This window comes from Candidatus Harpocratesius sp. (assembly GCF_054039255.1).
Genome location: NZ_JBPLBG010000075.1, coordinates 45,565 through 65,035, shown reverse-complemented (window position 1 = coordinate 65,035; position 19,471 = coordinate 45,565). Strand labels below are relative to the sequence as shown.

The window sequence follows — 19,471 nt, the reverse complement described above, 5'->3', positions numbered from 1 at the left end:
ACGTTTTTTTTTTCTTAACTATAAAACGAAAGATTTTATTTTATATCAAGCAAATTTTAATTAAATAAATGATTTTTTAAATAATTTTTGAAATTAATACTCGAGTTAGAGAACAGTGAACGATGATAGTGATTATCTAATTGAACGATTTACAGTAACACCTGATGATTTTCCAGTTTTGGCAAAACTAATAGCAGAGTCGTTTTTAAATGAAGAATTAACCGAAGAAATAGGAGGAACAATTCAATTTGATGAACAAACATTTAATATTATGTTTGGTTCTCCAATTATCTCTAGAGATTTCTTTGTACGCGCAATTTATAAGCCCACAAATGAAATTGTTGGATTTTTAGGTGCAATTCCGAGACCAGTCAATATGAAAGGTAAAATCCTAAATTATGCAGTCCCCTCTTGGGCAGCAGTTCATTATAAACACAGGAGAAAAAGACTCGCTTTTAGAATGGGTCTAAAATTAAGAGAGATTGGAATTGAAAAAGATGTGGATGGAGGTTTTAGCATTCATGAACCAGAACAGCATGGAATTGATACATCAAAAGCAGTTGCAAGGGAAACTAATTTAGAAATGGTGAAATTTGCATTTATACGGCAATTTATTGTCCGCTGCTTTGATGTTATGCGCGTTGCGAGTGTTGTCAAACTTAAGTGGTTTGAAAAACTTGCTTTCAGATTATTACAGTCTGTTCCTAAAAATAAAAATCCTAATGTTCGAAAATATCGTCCTTCAGATGGAGAACAGATGTTTCTCATGATGCAAGATCATATAAATCGTAATGAAGTCTCTTTAGTAAGAGATCATGATGATTTCTTGTGGTATTTAAACCAACCTGGAGTCAACTGTGTTGTTTATGAAGATCCAAAAGGGGGAATCAAAGGTTTTATTTTAGCATGGAAAATGAATTTAGCAGGTTTTGGCAATTCAATCCCATTCGGGTGGCTTGATTTGGTGCATACCTATCGTTTAACAACAAATGAAGCGAAAGATTTAGCAAATTACCTTTGTATAACATCGAAAGAATTAGGATGGGCAGGGTTACAAACTCCTTATATTCCTTATTTTGAAGCAAAACCGTTTAAAAAAGCGAAATTTATTTTCTATAGTAAAAAAATGTCAATTGATGTATTTAATTTAAAGAAGCTTGATATTCCAACTAATGTGTCGCATTTCTATTTTGATTGGAGATAAAATGATAATGTGTGTATCGATTTTTTTTTCTTTTCTTTTTTTTTGCCAACTAAAATGCCCTAAAATTTAGAATGATTATTCTTAAGTAGAATAATATTTATTAACATCTTTTATATCTTCACAGATGAATATATCAAATGATTTTGATTCTCTTTGAAAAAAATTAAAAGGCTCAAAAAAGCATTGTTAAATACATTTATGATTAAATTTTTCCCCCCACTTGAAAAATATACTGTAAAGCAATCAATGGGAATATTCGCCAGTATTTTTGTTGGTTCTGCAATGTGGTTGGCTCACTTTGTTTTGGAAATTAAAGCAATATTAGACGCAGATTTACCGCTTTATTTTACGATCCTTATATATATTGGGTGTATTTTGGGGGGTATTTTTGCTTTTATTATTTGTAATCGAGTTAATTTCAATTTCTCCTATTTATTCTTATTTGGGTGTTATATCGGAAATTATATTCTTCAAATATGGATACATAATGTAATTTTTACTGTAATTTCAATTTTCTTTGCAGGTTTTTTAAGTGGTTCTTTTTATGGATTTCTTCATGTTCAGTTAATTCCTGCATTTTCTGATTCATATTATAGCGGTCGAATGAATGCATCATCATATAGTGGAGTTGCAACTTTAATTATAATTGATATATTCCTATCTCAAGCAAATTTACCGATATGGAGTTCAATATATTTAGCCAGCATCTATTTTATCTTTCTTTTGATATATATTCTCTCACGTTCTGAAAGAATTATCTTTAATCAAATCAGATTATCTCCAAAAGAATACCTTAACCAACCCAAAATCGGATTTAAAATATTATTGAACCTTTTATGGGGTTTTTTCTTAACCACTCCTACCTATGTGATTATGACTTATTACATTTTATGGGGACGTGAAGCAGAAATTTTTCATTTTATACTGGTCTTTTTTATTTCAGTAGGAATTTTTTCTCCCTTTAATGGATACCTTCTAGATCATTTTGGTCGTAAAGGTGTGGTTTTAACGGGATTTGGAATACTATCATTTGCTTTTCTTTTTTTACCTTTCTTGAATTTTGATAATAAATGGAATTGCCATCTTTTAGCGATTATTTTAGGAATTGGAATAACTATGGCGATTACAACTAATACATTAGTCAGTATGGAATTATCAAAGATTCACACAACTTACCGAGAAAGTGCAATTACATATATGTTGATGGGTGTTGGGTTAAGTGTTGGAGTAATTTTTGTCGAGATATTAAAGCCACTATTTTCAGAAAATTTTTTTGTATTGCCAGCAGCTTTATCGATCATTTTTATTCTTGCAACAATTGTTATCACTCAGTTAGAAGAATCACTCCCATCTTTAAATGAACGAAAATGGAAATCAGATCTACTTTTTCTTTATTTATTTGCAAAGACGGGAATTCCGATTGCGTCTTTTGGATTTAACGACATGCAGGCTAAAGAATACAACCAGCAGACACTCATGAGCGGTGCATTGACAGCAATATCCAAAATAATTCAATATTTGGTTCACAATAAACAACCCATAAAAGTAATCAAACAAGAAAATTCATTAATTTTAATTGAAGATGGTAAAGAATATTCCGTAGCATTAGTTATAAAAAAGGAATATAAAATTGCGAGGGTTATAATGCAAAAATTTATCTCACATTTCGAGATCTTATGTCAACAAGAAAAAATAATAACAAGTTCTCATAACTTTGTTCAGATAAAAAATGAATACGTAATTAAAGAATTAGTTAAGAATTATTTTAAATAAAAAAAAAATCACAATTTGGATTTTTCCAATTCGATTTGTTCTTGCTCTTTTTGCAGCTTTTTTTCCCGTTTTCCATATTTTCCCCTAAGTTTGAGATCATAACGTTTTAACGCTGTGAGAATAAGATCGTTTATCATCTCTCTATAAGATAAACCAATATGTTTTGCTGCAATGGCCATTTTTCCATTCGGCAATAAATTAGTTATAGGATTAATCTCATGTAAAAGTAAATTTTCAGTTTTTTCATCAATTAAAAAGACAGACATAGCAAAATCTCTGCAGTGACAAGAAGTGTAAGCCTTATGAGCAACTTTTCTTGCTCTTTTTACAATAGGATTTGTAATTTCTAGAAAGGAATATTTAAGATCTTCACTTTTAGCTTTAATACGTTGTTCAATTGACCAATTTTCTGGAAAAATATATTCGATGGCAGGTAAGAAATGGATATCATCATTTAAATCATTTCCAAATATAGGAAGATAGAACTTACGAGAATCAATGTATTCTTCAATCATTGCATAGGTAAATCTTTTCTTTTTGCTAATATTTTTTAGGATTGAATCAATTTCTTCAGTTGAATTAGCAATTTGGTCGGGAATTGAAGGTTCATGGATACCTTCTGAGAAAATTTTGATTATTACAGGATAGTGAAATCTAGGATTTATTTTAGGAAAAATACCGCTTTGTATTTTCAAGATTTGAAATTTTGGTGTTGCGATGAAGTTTAATTGTAGAATAGATTTAAATAGAGCCTTATTTTTACAAATCCCAATTGCATCAAGGCGCGAGCCTAAATATGGAATTTGAGCTAAATCAAACAAACCAACATACTGCGCAGGCTGAAATTTTGTAGCAACTTTATCAGCAGTATTTAAAATAAAATCGAATTTTCCTGTTAAAAGACGAGAAAGTAACTCTTCATTAGGAATCAAGAATTCAGTTTTATTACCATATTCTTCAACAACTTCTTTAAGCTCTTGTAAAGGATGAAGAGCCTTTTCTCTTTCATCTTCTTTATCCTTAGAAGAATCCTTTGGTGATTCTTTTAAATGACTTTTCAATTTTTCCTGATATTTGTTATATGATTCTAACAAATGTGGATCTACAATTAAAGCTATTTTCATTCTTATCTACACACCTATAAAGGTAGGATTAATAAATAATGCTTTTGTGAAAGCTGAAAAACAATGGCTCATGTAATATCTCAGAAGATGGAACTATTACGCTTTCCTTTTGTAGCAATTTTAGGGCAGGAAAACATGAAACTTGCATTAATTTTAAATGTCATCGACCCAAAAATTGGCGGAGTTCTTTTGACGGGACAGCAAGGAACCGGTAAAAGCACTGCTGTCCGTTCTTTGGTAGATATTTTACCAAAAATCGAAGTAAATGAAGGTTGCCAATTTCAATGCAATATTACTGACCCTCAAACCGATCCAAGTACTTGGTGCGAGTTTTGTGCAGCTACAAGAAATAATCACACAATAATTCAAAAACCTATCAATTTAGTAAACCTTCCTCTTGGTGCAACTGAAGAAATGATTATCGGCACTTTAGATATTCAAAAGATAATAAAAGAAGGAAAGCGGGCTATTCAACCAGGATTACTTGCAAAAGCTCATCGAGGCATATTATATGTTGATGAAATTAACTTACTTCAAGATCATTTGGTAGATATTTTATTAGATGTAGCCGCTTCAGGAATAAATATTATTGAACGTGAAGGAATTTCATTAAAACATAAGTCTTCATTTGTATTAATTGGTAGTATGAATCCAGAGGAAGGTGATCTCCGCCCTCAAATATCCGATCGTCTTGGTCTTGAAGTCCCAATTCAAGCTCCAACTGATCCTCAGATTCGGGCAAAAATAACTCAGCGCGTTATTAAATTTAATGATGATCCTGCAGCATTTATTTCAAAATTTAGCCAGGAAACCCAAGATTTACGTCACCAAATTATTTTTGCAAAAGAGATTCTTGATGAAATTCAAGTTCCTGATGAAATATTTAAACTAACAGCACGTCTTGTCCTTAAAGCGGGATTATATTCTCAACGAGCTGATATTACATTCATCCGATGTGCTCGAGCTCATGCTGCTTTTATGGGGAGAAAAAAAATAACAAAGGAAGATTTAGAAAAATCTATAGATTTAGTATTCCGACATCGCTTAAGTCGATATCAGCAGGAAATTCCTTTAGAAGAGATTCATTCTATTTTTAATTCAATGTATAATAACAATAACAACGATTCCAATTCATCTACAGAGGTTAAGATGTAAAATGATCCAAAATTACCCAGAATATGCAGAATTTTTGTGTTCATCTTATTATTTTAACTATAATCATCCCACTATTCAAAAAAAATTAACTGAAATCATTCCAAATCCAAGTAATTTAACACAACTTGAACAAATTCAGAAAATTTTTATATTTGTTAGAGATCATATTGCATATAAAGTAACCCATGAAATAACTACTCCAAAATTTTTGCGTGCTTCAAATACTCTTGCACGAGGATATGGCCATTGTGTTGCGAAGGCAATATTATTGGCAACATTTACTCGTTTGATTGGCATTCCTACGAGATTACATTTTGTTGATATAAAAAATCACCAACTTAGTGAAACATGGATAGAACAATTTGGGGAAGAACTATTATGGCATGGTTACGTTGAAATATATTTCAAAAATCGATGGATTGCTTTAAATCCAGCATATGATAAGAAATTATGTGAAAGACATGGATATTATGTAGTTGAATTTGATGGAAAAAATGATGCTCTATTTGCAAAAACAGATAAAAAAGGAAATTTATTCATAGAATACGTAGCAGATCATGGTGTATTTTCGAGAGTTCCTTATATAAGAATTTTTTCAGAATGGTTTTCGTATTATACACCATATTATTTGAGGTATTATAAAAAAGTAAGAAAAAATAGAAGGAAAAATAAAATTTAACGATAATTACCTTCGAAAATCAAAATTTGCATCAATTTCTAAATTTACATCTTTTTTTTGCATATCTTGATCACTCTAAAAAAGAAAAATATATACGCACATGATTCAGTGCGAATTAGTTTATCCAAAATTTTTTTTCAAATTTCTCTAGAAAAGTCAAACCTTTTGGTTCTATTCGATAAAAAACATGAAATGTTTTTCCTGGTATCTCAATCTCTAAGATCAATTTCTTTTCTTTGAGAGTATCCAATACTCGTTTACAATCATAATACTGTCGATTGATCTTTTTTGAGAAATAACTTGCAGGAATTACTCCTGTTTGACATTCTTTATTTTTATTTAGACAGTTATAGCACTGAATATCAGTTCCCTTTAAGTCACAACTCTTTTTTTCCCTAACACGATTTGCCAACCATCTTAAAAACAAAAATTGGCGCATTGTAAGCATGTCTGAGTTCATGGTAAATTATTCCATTTTTGTCATAAATATGAGAGATTGCTCACGAATATGTCTCTATTTCAATATTCACACTTCTACAATTATAATTGAGAGTAATAAAAGATACGCATCCTATGGTAGAAATTGCATTATTCGACAAGATAATAGTGAAATGGTTAAATTATCTAATAGAGTGAAGTATTTAAACCAAAGAAATTAGAATATAAATTGGAATCTTCCCAACATATCTCTTAAAAGGAGTCTCTATATTTTTTTGTTTTAAAATCTAAAAATTGGTGTGAAACTGGTTCAATTTTTCTCAAACTTATTCGCACTAATCTATACATGACAGATTGAAGCTTCATAAAATTAGGAATAACAGAGAATAACAAAAACTAATTTACACTTATCCGTACTTTCTTTTACTACCTTGACAAGCTATAAATATATAATATTCCCTTTGGAAAGAAGTCACGAGACTATAGAAATTAAATCTTATTATTTTTGGATAATGTGCATCAAATAGGAAAATAGCTGCATGAATTGATTTAATGTGTTTTATTATTTATCCTAAATCTTAATTTAACTAATATTTATTTATGAAATCAAAAAATAGTTCAATTATTTTAGAAAAGCATTTTTATGTCGAATACTTTAGAGCGAATAATAGAATTTTAATCCTAAAAACGAATTATTTATTAATTTGTTTGATGTTCTTTTACATGTACGATACGTACATTAGTAAGGTTGAAGAATAATGAAACCAGAAAGATCTCCAAATATTTTAATTTTAGATTTACCAGACCTTATTTATACAGAAAAACGATTATGTGAATTTGTCATTCCAAATTCAAACATTTTCGTTTCTTCTTATATTGAAGAAGCAAAGGAGATCATACAAACAAAACCCATTGATATCATTTTGATGGATTTATTCACAGATCACGAGCAAGAAAAGATGGTCGACAGCTTTTTAGCTAAAGTCAAACGAGAAAAAGATAATACAAAAATCATTGGTACTTCAGGGACATTCATTTCCCACAAAAAAGCAGAATTTTTAGATCATATTTTGATGAAACCCTTTTCATTGAAAGATCTTCAAATTGCTCTAAGCAAGTTCGATTAAAGTGTTCGTGTATTTGAATAATTCCATTTTTTATATTTTTTATATTATTTATCTAATATTTTATCTATAATATCTTGAAATTTAGAAGTCTCTTGAAGGAAGAGAGCATATAATTTGAATTGAACTCGAGCTCGAAATAAATTTTGATTACGATAAGAAATTTGAAAATAAACATCATTTTTTATAAAATCTGTCAGAAATCGTAAACCCAGCATGAAAGAAAAGTAAGCAGGAGCGTATTTTAACATCGACCACTCTGTTGTTGTCCATAAATTTGAAGTTTTATTCAGAAAACCCTTAGAAAAGGAATAAAATCGCTCCAGATCGATATCTACAAGCGAAAGATCTTGTTCATCTTCTTTAGCAGTATTGCAAATTGATCTTAAAGCATCTCCATAATCATAAAAACCAAATCCTGCGCTTACTGTGTCAAAATCTACAATTGAGACAACATTATCCCTTTTATCAAATAAAATGTTGTTAAATTTAGGATCGTTGTGAGTAATCCTAACTGGTATTTGCCCTGATTTTAAAATTTTTTCAATTTCATGCATTTTCAGGTAATTTTTTTTTAAAAATTCCACTTCAGAGGTAACAAGAACTTTTCTGGAAAAAAGATCTTGGGAATAACAATTTTGAAATTGCTGCCAATAGAATGATAAATCATGAAAGTGAGAAATAACAGGAAATAGGTTTTTATAAGGAAAATCATAAAGGGCTTGCTCAAAATCACCAAATACTTCACCAGCACGATAAACTTGCGTCAAATTTTTAGGAATCTCAAACGAGTACGTATTTGGAATAAATTTATATAAGCGCCACCATTGTTCTTGTTTCTTTTCTTTTTTTGGTAATTTTGGAATTAAAATCCAATGAGAACCCGAATTTGTTAAAACAAGTTGTGGAACAACTTTGAATGAATAATTTCTTTTTTCTTTTTCGATTTTTCTTTTTATATATGAAGTAATTTGATGTATATTTTTTTGTAATAAATCAGGATGTGGAAATACATAATGATTGATTTGTTGAAGTAAATATTGAGCACTTATTTTTTTATTTGTGAATACCAGATAACTCTTGTTTATGTGGCCTATCTTTAAAGGTTCAATTTTCTTAATTTTGTCATATATTTGAAATTCTTCTACAATTTTTTGAAGATCTTCCTGGTGAAAAATTTTCACTTTAATACTCCATTTTAATCGATTGATTCAATCAGTATATACTCTTATATTAGGTAATCCAATTTTAACAAAAAGTTTTTTCGATTTTATTTCTTTAGAAAGGGTATGATCCCCACTATTGAATGGGATGTTGAAACCCGAACTGTGAAATTAATTGATCAAACAAAATTACCTGGGCACTTGGAGTATATTATCGCATCAACCCATGCAGAAATTGGGCGCATTATTAAGAATATGAATATTAGAGGAGCGCCTGCAATTGGTGTAGCAGCTGCTTTTGGTATGGTATTAGCAGCACAAGAAAATCAAAATCAGAATTTCGAAAATTTTATAAAATCTATGCATCAAGCAGCTAATCTATTAAAAAATACCCGTCCAACTGCAATAAATCTTTTTTGGGCAATCGAACGCATGTTAAAAATAATTCCAACAGAAAAGTCAGATATTGATCAAATAACTGAAAGATTATTGGAAGAAGCACTTAAAATGTGGCAGGAAGATATAAATTGTAATAAAGCAATTGGAAAACACGGTGCATCGCTTTTATCAGATAATGATGTGGTTCTTACTCATTGTAATGCAGGATCTCTTGCAACTGTGTTATACGGCACAGCACTAGCACCAATTCGGTGGGCTGTAGAAGAAGAAAAGAAAAAAATTCAAGTAATAGCAGATGAAACTCGACCAAGATTACAAGGAGCGCGATTAACTGCATGGGAACTTAATTATGATCAAATTCCAGTAAAAATTGAACCAGACAACACCGCTGGTCTATTAATGCGAAAGGGATTAATTCAAAAGATAATTGTAGGTGCCGATAGGATTGTATCAGATGCAGTTTTTAACAAAATTGGAACATATATGTTAGCAATTGTTGCCAAATATCATAATATCCCATTTTATGTAGCTGCTCCAGGTAGCACACTCGCCCTTGATCAAAAAGAATCAGATGTTATTATTGAACAACGAGACGGTCAATTTGAAGTTGCCAAAATAATGGGGATTGCTTCTAAACCAATAGTACCAGATGGGGTTGAATGCATAAACTATGCATTCGATGCCACTCCCATGGATTTAGTAACTGCAATTATTACTGAAGATGGATTATTTAGCCCAAAAGAACTGCTTACGCACTATCTCTAGTTATATAGTGACAATAATTAAAAAAAAAGTAGATTTTAGTAAAAAAGAATTATTAGTTAATTTTAACCATTTTTTGGCCATTCATATCCACAAGCACCACAATGAAGTTTTTTCGGGTAGACTGGACTTCCTTGCATGCTGAAATATAGAGGTCTTTGACTGTTATCGTCTTTTTCTTGTATTTTTCGACGATCTTCATTACCGCATTTCGGACATTTAAATATTCTACCAGACATTTTCAACAATCGACTATTAAATTTGATTAAGTAATATTCTTATATTTGTGAGTTGAATATTAAATCCTTTTGATTCAATCCTTGCATGTACTGATAAAAAAAGGAATAATAATTTTTTCAAATTAAAACTTCATTTGAAATCCGACATAAATGGGGAAATATTTTACTGATTGACATGTCTGGAGAATATCAGGATTTCGGGTGCAATGACCTGCAAAAAGATGAGAAATGCCTGATTTTTCAAGATATTTTACATCATTAAATCCATGCATTCCTCCTAAAAAAGCTTTAACTTCACCAAAGTCTCTAGTTGCATTTATAAAAGATTTCAAACCAGGATGAAGACAGCCGACTATTATTAAATTTCCATCAAATCGCTCAGAGCGTAAGAGTAATGCATGTTCGCCAATATTTATTTTAGATTTTAATGTTCCAGAAGAAAAAAGAGAAGAATTAAGCCCATCAAGTCCCCCTTTTTCACCCATTCGATGAATCTGAAGCGAAGGAGCATATCGTAAAAATTCTTTCGGTTGAACTAAACTGTAATCAGATGGAAGAAAAATATGCTTGGGATGGCTGAGTGTGAGTACTTTAGGAATCCCGCCTGCATGATCCCAATGTCTGTGAGAGATAAATACTGCTTCTAAATCAAGTAATGAAAGGTTAAGATTATTAAGATTTTGTAAAAGCAAATCACCATCCCATCCAGTATCAAATAAAATTTTTATACCATTAGTTTCAATTAAAACACTGAATCCATGAGCGGGTTCCAAATCAACTCGATTAGGATGTGGATGATTTTCATATACCACAGTTAGTTGACCCATGATATCATCTTAGAAATAAAACACCTTTATTTTTAAAGTAACGAGAATTTGAGAAATTGTGCTTCTACAATTTTCATTTCCACCTTCATGGATCAGTTTTATTGGAATAATTATACTGATTTTAATTTTCTCAAAGCAAGATTTAAGCTTAGTTCTCTTTATTGGAACAACAATTTTTGGAATATTAACTCAAGTTCCAATATTTTTAATATTTTTCAACACAATAACAAATATTTCAACAATTTTTTTAGCTTTAATAATGTTATTCATCCCATTATTAGGAGGATTAATGGAAAAAACCAATTTAATGATGGAAGCTATTGAAAAAATGAATATTTCTAAAAAAGTGGCATTAATGGTAACGCCTGCATTATTTGGATTGCTTCCTGTTGCTGGTGGGGCTTTAATGTCTGCGCCAATGGTCGATCAAATAGATCCTAAAATTTCTGGTTCTCAGAAAGTGGCAATCAATGTATGGTTTCGACATTTGTTAGTTTTCATTTATCCTTTATCTCAAGTAATTTTAATCTGTACAGTAATTGCAGGATTAAAACAATACAAGACAGTTCTCTTTTTAATTCCATCTTTCTTAGTAATGGGTATTGCAGGATACATCTTTTTAATTCGTCCGCTTCAAGAGGAACCAAGAAATAATACTAGGAATTTGAAAAGAGTATTTCGAAATTTATTACCTATTCTAATTGCGCCAATTCTCGATCTTTTTACCCGCCTCTTTTTTGATTTTGAATACCCTGAAATAATTACAATTTTAGGCTTAATCATCAGTATTCTTCTAATTTTTTATTTTACTTCTTATGAAATTAAGCTAATACCAAAGTTAATGAAAGATATGAAAATCTGGCGTTTTCCTCTTTTGATTTTTGCAATCTTTTATTTTTTAAATGTATTTAATTCTTCTGATGTGCCAGTTCAAATTGGAAATCTTCAAATGCATTTTATTCTTTTATTGATTCTAGGATTTTTCCTTGGATTTGCAACTGGAAGAAATCAAATGCCTTTTTCATTGTTAATTCCAATTTACCTTATTCAAAATCAAATTAGCATTATGCCTATTTTTGATTTTGTTTCCTTATATACAGCTATTTTTATTGGATATCTACTTACACCATTACACCCTTGCTTAGCCTATTCGATAAAGTATTTTAATACAGATTATAGATCCAGCTTAAAAGCACTACTTTTCCCTGCCATCTTTTCATTGATGATACTGTTTTCAATATATTTTGTATATCTCCTTTTTGTTAATTAAAACTTATAGGTGATCATGATATTGATAAAAATTAACTTACCATTTTTTTTTAAGGAATTAAAATGAATTAATATTTGAGAAAATAAAGTGAATATAAAGAAGTATGGAGTCGATCGAGATGGGAGCAAAAAAATCAATAAAAAACAGAAAAAACATTAAATCAACCTCCCGTCGTTCAGAACATTGGAAAACTCTCCCAAGAGATAAAAAAGGAAGATGGACTAAAGCCAGAAAGAAAAAAAAATCAACGAAAAAGCACATTAAAAGTTCATCTTCAGCTTCAAGAACAAAACAAACAAATAGTGCTTCAAAAACAAGAACTGATTCAAATATAATAAAAGTGCCATCATCTCATACTTCTACAGTTAATATTTCATCACAAACTAATAATTTATGCCCTCGATGTGGAGGGGATATGAAATTTCATCGAATTAGATGTGGTCCAGAAAGATTAGTTTCAGTAACAAAATGTGAAATATGTAATTTTTGGCTTCCTATTGGAAAATAAATATTATTATTCCATTGAATAATAGTATTTCATCATTTTTTCACAAGTTTCAAATAATTCAGCAATGCCTTCTTTTGTTTTCGCTGAAATATAATAATTTCCTATAATATTCTTGCTGTTAGGGAGTGATTCTTTCAATTGAGAAAATTCTTCATCAAATGAACCTAACAATGAAGGATCAACTAAATCTTTTTTAGTTCCTACAATAAAAACAGGAATCATTGGATTTTCATGATATATCAGTTCATACCACATTGGAATTGAGAGAAATGAAGGATATCTTGTAAGATCATAAACGATCATAGCGGATTTAACACCTTTTAAATACGCATCATGAATAAAATGAAAACGGGGCTGGCCACCTAGATCAACTGCTAAAAATGCAGAATTAATATTGTTAACATGCTTTAGTTCAAATGGAATGACCGCAATATCAACACCTATTGTTATTTGGCTTTCTTCAATAAATGTCATTTCTTTTTTCGCTCTAAGTAATGATGTTTTTCCTACCCCACCATCACCTAAAATTGCAATTTTAACAACAGAATTCTGCACTAAGAAATCACTCCAATGTTTTATTGTGATCCCCTTACTAACACAGATTCATAAATTTTTTCCTAGCTCTATTTAATATCACATATTTGTAACCACATTATCAAATTATATAATATTAATAATAATAATGACATAAATAATCTTTAATGAATTTTCAAATAGAAAAATCTACTAAATTTAATTCTATTTTTGGAATTTTCATTAAATTTGCACACACAATCAACTTGATCAAAGAAGTATATTAACTCATGAAAAAAACTAGAAAAAATTTCGACTATTTGAAAATTTGTAGTTCATTAATTTTTATTCTTATAAGCTTAAGTGAATTTTTAGTTATTAGTTTTGAAAATAAACGAGCAACTTGGCTGCATTTTGGGTTTTGTTTTATCTGGTTATTGATGTTATTAATAAATTGGAATTTTGTGATTTCACATCTTCGAAATGATATTCTTCCTAAAAAATATAGAGCAGTATATTTTACTGTAGTGATGGTTATAATTATTGCACTCTATTTAATTTTATTATACCCAATTAGCCCATATATAGAGATATTGGATATATTTTTCAAGTTTCTCCCAACTTATATTGGAGGATTATCTTCTTTATTCTCAATAACTGCTTTTGTTTCAAAGGACATTGAATTTCGACAACAGACAGGGAGATCATTATTACAACAAGACAAAACAGTAAAACACTTAAAAAAAATATTTGTTTTGGAATTATGCATTTTTTTCCCCATTGTTGTGTTTATTGCTTTGATGTTATCAGCTTTTCTTTATACAATGTCAAAAGATTTAAATATCTCCACATTTGTAGTTTTTTTCATTCCCTTTTTTCTCTCTATATTATTAATATTTATTTGGATAGCTGTCATCATTAAAAAGGGACGAGAAATTAAAAAAAATCTTCAATAGTTGGGTGTAGATTAGTTTATGATTAATTTGACTGATATTTATAAATATAAAAAATAAATCAATCTTATGAAAGCGGCTTATTTTCTTCAACATGGAAATATATCCCAAATTAAATATGGAGATCTTCCGATTCCAGAAGTAAATCCTTCAGAAATATTAATTCAAACGAAATTTGCATCAGTAAATCACCTCGATCTATTTGTATTACAAGGGTGGCCAGGTTTACACTTGAAATTACCTCATATTATGGGTAGTGATGGTTCTGGAATTGTGAAAGAAGTCGGAACAAATGTATCAAATTTTAGAAAAGGAGATAAAGTGGTAATCAATCCTGGAATTGGCTGTAATCAGTGCGAATTTTGTGTAGCAGGTCAACAAAGTCTTTGTAAATATTTTTCCATTAAAGGTGAACATCAAGATGGAACATTTGCAGAGTATTTTACTATTCCTACTCAAAATGCATTAAAAATTCCAGATTATTTCGGACTTAAAGAAGCTGCTGCTGGTGCGCTAACATTTTTAACAGCATGGCGTATGTTAGTGTCAAAAGCCAAAATTAAGCAAAATGATTTTGTTTTAATTCAAGGAGCAAGTGGTGGTGTAAGCATTGCAGCTATTCAAATCGCTAAATTTTTTGGAGCAAAAGTGATTACAACTACAAGTTCACATGAGAAAGTGGAAAAAGCTAAGAAATTAGGTGCAGATTATGTAATAAATTACAATGAAATACCTAATTATACTAAAAAAATCTATAAAGAAATTACCAAAGAGCATGGAATTGATATCGTGATAGATAGTGTTGGAAAAGCAACTTTTAGCAAAAGTATTAAATTATTATCCAAAGGAGGAAAATTAATCACTTGTGGAGCGACAACTGGCCCAACAACAGCGATTGATATAAGAAATCTCTTTTGGAAACAAATTTCCCTGATTGGTTCAACAATGAGTAACCATCATGAATTTCTTAAAGTAATGCAGTTAATATTTGAGAGAAAATTAATTCCATTAATAGATTCTATATATTCTTTAGATAATGTTAAAGAAGCAGAACATTTTTTAAAAATTGGTAATCACTTCGGAAAAATCGTTATTGAAATTTAATTATCAGCTTTTTTTTTAATTCGCGAATAAAATAAAAAATGCATAAGTAAATAAAAAAAGTATTTTTAACATCAAACTTATTCGCACCAATATTTCTCAATTCCAGGATGATTATAACCTAATTCAATATATTTGCGACTTATCTCAACATAATGCATAGCATCTTTTCTTGCTTTTTCAGGAAAATCTGGTGATAAATCGCGAATTTTTTTTGCTGGAACACCTGCAACTAACGCTAAAGAGGGTACTTCCTTTCGTGCTACAGCACCAGCAGCAACGATTGTTCCTTCACCCACTGTCGTTCCTTGTAGTATAACAGAATCAATACCGATCATACAATTATTTCCTACCTTGCATGGTCCATGAACAGTTGCTTTATGCCCTACAATAATATTTTCTCCTACCCAACATTCAGTATCGTAATCTGAATGTAAAACAGCATTATCTTGGATAGAAGTATTCTTTCCGACATATATACTACAAATATCACCCCGTAAAACTGCACCGTACCAAATATTAGCACCAGGTTCAATAGTAACATCACCAATAATTATAGCTGTAGGAGCTACAAATGCATGTGTAGATATTTTTGGAATTTTTCCTGAATTCGGAGATGGAATAATCATTTTTTTTCACCGTTATTTTACTAATTAATTCTTAATTTGATTAATTTGGAATAATTTATTTATATGATGATTTCTCCTTTCGCAGTTAAAATTACGCGCCCCCCAATATTCACTTGAATTTGATCATCTTGAAGTTCTGCTTTTACTACAATTAGGGAGGGACGACCAATTTCATAACCTTGTTCAATATGCAATTCAATGAAATTCTTTTGAAAATAATTATTTTTAATTAGATATGCACCCAAACAACCTGAACCACTTCCTGAAGCAGCATCTTCAGGAATGTTATAGTAATGGGCAAAAACTCGAGAATGAATATCGTGTTCAGAATACTCAGTTTCGGGACAAAATGCAAGAATTACTTTTGCTTTTGCTTTTTGTACTAACCAATTGTATCGCTCTACGTTAATTTGAATGTTTTTTATACTTTGGAGTGTTTTAATTGGAACAATAATAAAACCTAACCCACTAAAGACTTCTTGAATTGGAAAACGATTATCAATTTCTGCGGGTTCAAGACCTAATACACGTGAAAGTAAAACTGGTTCGAAAATGTGTCCAAATTCGGGTTCTTTTTGATCGGATAAAAGAATTGTTTTTTGCTTTGAAATAAAATTCGAACCATTTTTTTTCAAATCCATATATTCCACAAAAGTAACACCTGATTTAAGTTGAAGTGAAATTTGCTTTTTTGCACCAAATGAAAGAAAATGGTTGATAACAAATGCAGTTCCCAAAGTTGGATGACCAGAAAAAGCGACTTCCTTCTTTGGGGTGAAAATTCGCACATCATAGTGACCTGCATTATTAGGTTCAGATGAGATAAAACTTGTCTCTCGAAAATTCATTTCTTGAGCAATTTTTAACATTATTTCTTCATCAAGAGGGTTCTCTACTACAACAACAGCAACTTGATTTCCAGTAAAACGTTCTTGAGCAAACACATCAACAACATAATATTTTAAATTAAGCATGGGGATTCACCTTCTTAAAGAAGGAAGTAAAAATACATATTCTTCAATAAGAAATAAAAGTAAATAAAGCCAAAAAAGTTTTCAAGCAATTATTTATATTCAATTGTCAAAGAGAAAAGGCGAAAGAATTTTAGAAAAAGTAAAAATTGTGAAATTCTTAAAATTTAAATTTAATCTCTATTCTTTTGCAACAGCTCGATATGCAAAATGTGAAACATAATAATCCAAAGATTCTTTCACAGCTCGCTTAATGAGTGGAATATACGCATCACGATTTAAGGTATGCAATAAAATTCGCTCCAATTCATGAAACATTTCGGTTACGTATTTCTTTCGAGCTTCAGGAATCATTGTTCTAAATTCTCCAATTGGTACCATTCTCTTTTTTTGCCATTCTTGAATTGCCATCAAAAAGAAACCACGCATAGCCAATTCTTCCATTTCAATATAGTTTAATGCAACTTGAACCAATTGATCAACTATTTTTCTTTGTTCCTTTAGGAGCGTAACTCGTGCTAAAGATTCTCTGGCGCGAATTAAATCATCAGCCTTAAATAAATTCCCCTTATGCAAAAATTACCACCAGTCTCCCTTCTTCTAATTTAACATATTTATCTCAATATCGAGATTTAAAAATACTGCTTTAGAATTATATGTATTCTGTATTGGTTCATAATTTGTAAATTTAAATAAATGCGAATAAGGTGCGAATTAGTTTAAATTAAAAAAAAGGAATAATGTCAATTAAAACCAAATTGTTTTGCGAATATGATAAATGTAATCTTGGATTTCATTTTGAATTCGTTCAGAGTCCCATTTCATATTTACAGCGAGAATTTTTGCCACTTTTTCAGCAATTACTTCTTGTTGATCATGTCGAACTTTCATGAAAATTTCAGTTCGTCGGCGAAGTATGTCTACTAAATGCACTACATATTCATGTTCAATAATGTATTCAATTTCTGCAGGAATGAATGGATGACCAGATAAAAGCGGAACACCTAAATCAGAATTATTTTTTACCATTATTACAATTTCTATTGCACCTTTGCCATATTGTTGATATAAATAACTTAAAATCTGTTCTGAAAGTGTTGTTGAAGTCTGTTGAAGAAACTTTCGCCACTCTTGTTTAGTAAGATTAACCAAGAATGGACGTCGAGAAAAATTCTTCCTTTTCATTTTCTTAGGAATTCTGGTAGCAAGTTCGGGATCCTTTTTAAAAAGGTGAAATAGCAAGTCTTCAGCCATTTTTCGATAGGTTGTTAGTTTTCCTCCGCATAAAGTTGTTAATCCATCATTGGTATCTAAGATTACGTGTTTACGGGATACTTCACTCTCAGATTTGCCTTTTTCCATAACAAGCGGACGAATACCTGCATATGTTGAAATAATATCGTCATAAGTCAAGTTTGCCTTAGGAAACAAATAATTGACAGTATGAAAAAGATAATCACAATCTTCTTTAGTACAATATGGTTGAGCAAGATCTTCATTTGGTTGACCATTTCTTTTATCAATGTAATCTGTATCAGTTGTACCAATTAAAGTTATATCCTCTCGATTAAGGACAAAAAATACCCGCCCATCATCAATTGATTTTAAGCCAATTCCATCACGATTCCCTATTTTTTTAATAGGCACTGCAACATGAACCCCTTTAGTGGGCCGAATTACCTTTCGATGGCCAGGTGGTAACAAATCATCCGTCCAAATTCCTGTAGCATTAATGAAATGTCGTCCTTTAATATGAAATTGCTCGTTTGAAATTAAATCATGGACTTTAAGGGAAATAATCTTTCCATTTTTACGTTCAAATCCTTCCGCTTTAATGTAATTAACAGCAATTGTTGATCCAAGAAATACTGCTTCCTTTATAGTTTCAAGAGTCAAACGAGCATCATCTACATTTGTATCATAATATTCACCAATCATCTGAAGATCATCAAAGCGCATATTTGGTTGAATTTTTTCTGCTTCTTCTTTTGTGTAAAATTTGTGTTTGGCATACTGTTTAAATTTGGAACAGCAATTAGAGAGAAAATCATATAGGCAAATTCCAATTTTAACATCTTTGGGAGTAATACCCATCTTTTTATCTGCAATCATATACATTTTCAGCGGTCGACAATTATGGGAGAAGTGAGATCTCAGCCAATTTCGCTCAGTTGTTGCTTCTCGAACGAGTTTAAATTCAGCTTGAGAAAGATAACGAAATCCACCATGGGCTAATTTCGAAGAGCGAGATGAAGTCCCAAAAGCAAAATCATTCATGTCGATCAACGCAGTCTTTATTCCACGAAGAGCCGCTTCTCGTGCGATTCCTGCTCCTGTAATACCCCCACCAATTATTACTAAATCAAATTCTTCAGATTTCAGTTGTTTGATATGATCTTGCCGATAATTATTTGACCAATCTATTTTAACAATTGAGTTAGACATTCATGCATTCACATCATTTACTATTTATTTGAAATATTAATTAATATTCGATAAGAAGGCCGTATTATTAAAAATATTGCTCAAACTTTTCTAGAATTCGCTAGAATTTGACTTTTTCACTTTTTTTATTCTAAATGTAAAAAATGGAATTGAGTTAGTATCAAAAATATTAATACATACATTCGTATTTTTCA

20 protein-coding genes are annotated in these 19,471 nt (G+C 30.5%); 10 read left to right on the top strand and 10 right to left on the bottom strand.

Going from position 1 to position 19,471, the window contains the following annotated elements:
- Positions 1-115: 115 nt before the first annotated feature.
- Both ACXLDF_RS17050 and ACXLDF_RS17045 read left to right on the top strand, forming a co-directional pair.
- Positions 116-1,204 (top strand): hypothetical protein, encoded by a 1,089-nt coding sequence (locus ACXLDF_RS17050; RefSeq protein WP_457559761.1) that lies wholly within the window; start codon positions 116-118, stop codon positions 1,202-1,204.
- 198 nt (positions 1,205-1,402) lie between these two features.
- Positions 1,403-2,977 carry an MFS transporter gene (locus tag ACXLDF_RS17045; protein WP_457559760.1) on the top strand — a complete coding sequence of 525 codons (1,575 nt, stop codon included), beginning with the start codon at positions 1,403-1,405 and terminating at the stop codon, positions 2,975-2,977.
- An 8-nt stretch (positions 2,978-2,985) separates the two neighbouring features.
- On the opposite strand, the gene ACXLDF_RS17040 is transcribed toward ACXLDF_RS17045, so the two are convergent.
- The gene (locus ACXLDF_RS17040; protein ID WP_457559759.1) at positions 2,986-4,101 is read right to left on the bottom strand and encodes a D-alanine--D-alanine ligase family protein; all 1,116 of its coding nucleotides are present in this window, start codon (positions 4,099-4,101) and stop codon (positions 2,986-2,988) included.
- Between the two features lie 63 nt (positions 4,102-4,164).
- Between ACXLDF_RS17040 and ACXLDF_RS17035 the strand changes: the two genes are divergently transcribed.
- Together ACXLDF_RS17035 and ACXLDF_RS17030 are read left to right on the top strand one after the other, a co-directional pair.
- Complete coding sequence (locus ACXLDF_RS17035) at positions 4,165-5,256, top strand: magnesium chelatase ATPase subunit I (RefSeq protein ID WP_457559758.1); 1,092 nt, start codon at positions 4,165-4,167, stop codon at positions 5,254-5,256.
- 1 nt (position 5,257) lies between these two features.
- Complete coding sequence (locus tag ACXLDF_RS17030) at positions 5,258-5,935, top strand: transglutaminase-like domain-containing protein (RefSeq protein WP_457559757.1); 678 nt, start codon at positions 5,258-5,260, stop codon at positions 5,933-5,935.
- A gap of 115 nt (positions 5,936-6,050) precedes the next feature.
- On the opposite strand, the gene ACXLDF_RS17025 is transcribed toward ACXLDF_RS17030, so the two are convergent.
- The gene (locus ACXLDF_RS17025) at positions 6,051-6,395 is read right to left on the bottom strand and encodes a hypothetical protein (RefSeq protein ID WP_457559756.1); all 345 of its coding nucleotides are present in this window, start codon (positions 6,393-6,395) and stop codon (positions 6,051-6,053) included.
- A 736-nt stretch (positions 6,396-7,131) separates the two neighbouring features.
- On the opposite strand from ACXLDF_RS17025, the gene ACXLDF_RS17020 reads away from it, so the two are divergent.
- On the top strand, positions 7,132-7,500 hold the full coding sequence (locus ACXLDF_RS17020; protein WP_457559755.1) for a response regulator: 369 nt from the start codon (positions 7,132-7,134) through the stop codon (positions 7,498-7,500).
- Positions 7,501-7,544: 44 nt separating this feature from the next.
- Here the strand turns inward: ACXLDF_RS17020 and ACXLDF_RS17015 are convergent, their stop codons facing one another.
- Positions 7,545-8,681 carry a phosphotransferase gene (locus tag ACXLDF_RS17015; RefSeq protein ID WP_457559754.1) on the bottom strand — a complete coding sequence of 379 codons (1,137 nt, stop codon included), beginning with the start codon at positions 8,679-8,681 and terminating at the stop codon, positions 7,545-7,547.
- Positions 8,682-8,786: 105 nt separating this feature from the next.
- Here ACXLDF_RS17015 and mtnA point away from each other — a divergent pair, with 105 nt between their 5' ends.
- The gene (mtnA, locus tag ACXLDF_RS17010; protein ID WP_457559753.1) at positions 8,787-9,824 is read left to right on the top strand and encodes an S-methyl-5-thioribose-1-phosphate isomerase; all 1,038 of its coding nucleotides are present in this window, start codon (positions 8,787-8,789) and stop codon (positions 9,822-9,824) included.
- Positions 9,825-9,886: 62 nt separating this feature from the next.
- Here the strand turns inward: mtnA and ACXLDF_RS17005 are convergent, their stop codons facing one another.
- Together ACXLDF_RS17005 and ACXLDF_RS17000 are read right to left on the bottom strand one after the other, a co-directional pair.
- Positions 9,887-10,060, bottom strand: coding sequence for a hypothetical protein (locus ACXLDF_RS17005; RefSeq protein ID WP_457559752.1), 174 nt, complete (start codon positions 10,058-10,060; stop codon positions 9,887-9,889).
- A gap of 122 nt (positions 10,061-10,182) precedes the next feature.
- Complete coding sequence (locus ACXLDF_RS17000) at positions 10,183-10,887, bottom strand: MBL fold metallo-hydrolase (protein ID WP_457559751.1); 705 nt, start codon at positions 10,885-10,887, stop codon at positions 10,183-10,185.
- Positions 10,888-10,945: 58 nt separating this feature from the next.
- On the opposite strand from ACXLDF_RS17000, the gene ACXLDF_RS16995 reads away from it, so the two are divergent.
- A complete protein-coding gene (locus ACXLDF_RS16995; RefSeq protein ID WP_457559750.1) occupies positions 10,946-12,157 on the top strand; it encodes a DUF401 family protein in 1,212 nt (403 codons plus the stop codon).
- A gap of 118 nt (positions 12,158-12,275) precedes the next feature.
- Positions 12,276-12,665 (top strand): hypothetical protein, encoded by a 390-nt coding sequence (locus ACXLDF_RS16990; RefSeq protein WP_457559749.1) that lies wholly within the window; start codon positions 12,276-12,278, stop codon positions 12,663-12,665.
- A gap of 6 nt (positions 12,666-12,671) precedes the next feature.
- Here ACXLDF_RS16990 and ACXLDF_RS16985 read toward each other — a convergent pair whose 3' ends face one another.
- Positions 12,672-13,220: a Rab family GTPase gene (locus tag ACXLDF_RS16985; RefSeq protein WP_457559748.1), complete on the bottom strand. Its 549-nt coding sequence runs from the start codon at positions 13,218-13,220 to the stop codon at positions 12,672-12,674.
- 248 nt (positions 13,221-13,468) lie between these two features.
- Here ACXLDF_RS16985 and ACXLDF_RS16980 point away from each other — a divergent pair, with 248 nt between their 5' ends.
- Together ACXLDF_RS16980 and ACXLDF_RS16975 are read left to right on the top strand one after the other, a co-directional pair.
- Positions 13,469-14,134 carry a hypothetical protein gene (locus tag ACXLDF_RS16980; RefSeq protein ID WP_457559747.1) on the top strand — a complete coding sequence of 222 codons (666 nt, stop codon included), beginning with the start codon at positions 13,469-13,471 and terminating at the stop codon, positions 14,132-14,134.
- 66 nt (positions 14,135-14,200) lie between these two features.
- On the top strand, positions 14,201-15,235 hold the full coding sequence (locus ACXLDF_RS16975; protein ID WP_457559746.1) for a zinc-binding dehydrogenase: 1,035 nt from the start codon (positions 14,201-14,203) through the stop codon (positions 15,233-15,235).
- Positions 15,236-15,312: 77 nt separating this feature from the next.
- Here the strand turns inward: ACXLDF_RS16975 and ACXLDF_RS16970 are convergent, their stop codons facing one another.
- From ACXLDF_RS16970 to ACXLDF_RS16955, 4 genes are all read right to left on the bottom strand, one after another.
- On the bottom strand, positions 15,313-15,861 hold the full coding sequence (locus tag ACXLDF_RS16970) for a gamma carbonic anhydrase family protein (protein WP_457559745.1): 549 nt from the start codon (positions 15,859-15,861) through the stop codon (positions 15,313-15,315).
- Between the two features lie 59 nt (positions 15,862-15,920).
- On the bottom strand, positions 15,921-16,835 hold the full coding sequence (locus ACXLDF_RS16965) for a PhzF family phenazine biosynthesis protein (RefSeq protein ID WP_457559744.1): 915 nt from the start codon (positions 16,833-16,835) through the stop codon (positions 15,921-15,923).
- A 177-nt stretch (positions 16,836-17,012) separates the two neighbouring features.
- Positions 17,013-17,408: a hypothetical protein gene (locus tag ACXLDF_RS16960; RefSeq protein WP_457559743.1), complete on the bottom strand. Its 396-nt coding sequence runs from the start codon at positions 17,406-17,408 to the stop codon at positions 17,013-17,015.
- 171 nt (positions 17,409-17,579) lie between these two features.
- A complete protein-coding gene (locus ACXLDF_RS16955) occupies positions 17,580-19,277 on the bottom strand; it encodes a glycerol-3-phosphate dehydrogenase/oxidase (protein ID WP_457559742.1) in 1,698 nt (565 codons plus the stop codon).
- Positions 19,278-19,471 lie beyond the last annotated feature (194 nt).

Excerpts from the sequence above, each read along its gene's own strand:
- ACXLDF_RS16980 (WP_457559747.1), top strand. The coding sequence starts at position 13,469 with ATGAAAAAAACTAGAAAAAATTTCGACTATTTGAAAATTTGTAGTTCA.
- ACXLDF_RS17035 (WP_457559758.1), top strand. The coding sequence starts at position 4,165 with ATGGCTCATGTAATATCTCAGAAGATGGAACTATTACGCTTTCCTTTT.
- ACXLDF_RS17045 (WP_457559760.1), top strand. The coding sequence starts at position 1,403 with ATGATTAAATTTTTCCCCCCACTTGAAAAATATACTGTAAAGCAATCA.
- ACXLDF_RS17000 (WP_457559751.1), bottom strand. The coding sequence starts at position 10,887 with ATGGGTCAACTAACTGTGGTATATGAAAATCATCCACATCCTAATCGA.
- ACXLDF_RS17040 (WP_457559759.1), bottom strand. The coding sequence starts at position 4,101 with ATGAAAATAGCTTTAATTGTAGATCCACATTTGTTAGAATCATATAAC.
- ACXLDF_RS17025 (WP_457559756.1), bottom strand. The coding sequence starts at position 6,395 with ATGAACTCAGACATGCTTACAATGCGCCAATTTTTGTTTTTAAGATGG.
- ACXLDF_RS16975 (WP_457559746.1), top strand. The coding sequence starts at position 14,201 with ATGAAAGCGGCTTATTTTCTTCAACATGGAAATATATCCCAAATTAAA.
- mtnA (WP_457559753.1), top strand. The coding sequence starts at position 8,787 with ATGATCCCCACTATTGAATGGGATGTTGAAACCCGAACTGTGAAATTA.
- ACXLDF_RS16990 (WP_457559749.1), top strand. The coding sequence starts at position 12,276 with ATGGGAGCAAAAAAATCAATAAAAAACAGAAAAAACATTAAATCAACC.
- ACXLDF_RS17005 (WP_457559752.1), bottom strand. The coding sequence starts at position 10,060 with ATGTCTGGTAGAATATTTAAATGTCCGAAATGCGGTAATGAAGATCGT.
- ACXLDF_RS17020 (WP_457559755.1), top strand. The coding sequence starts at position 7,132 with ATGAAACCAGAAAGATCTCCAAATATTTTAATTTTAGATTTACCAGAC.
- ACXLDF_RS16965 (WP_457559744.1), bottom strand. The coding sequence starts at position 16,835 with ATGCTTAATTTAAAATATTATGTTGTTGATGTGTTTGCTCAAGAACGT.
- ACXLDF_RS16970 (WP_457559745.1), bottom strand. The coding sequence starts at position 15,861 with ATGATTATTCCATCTCCGAATTCAGGAAAAATTCCAAAAATATCTACA.
- ACXLDF_RS16955 (WP_457559742.1), bottom strand. The coding sequence starts at position 19,277 with ATGTCTAACTCAATTGTTAAAATAGATTGGTCAAATAATTATCGGCAA.
- ACXLDF_RS17030 (WP_457559757.1), top strand. The coding sequence starts at position 5,258 with ATGATCCAAAATTACCCAGAATATGCAGAATTTTTGTGTTCATCTTAT.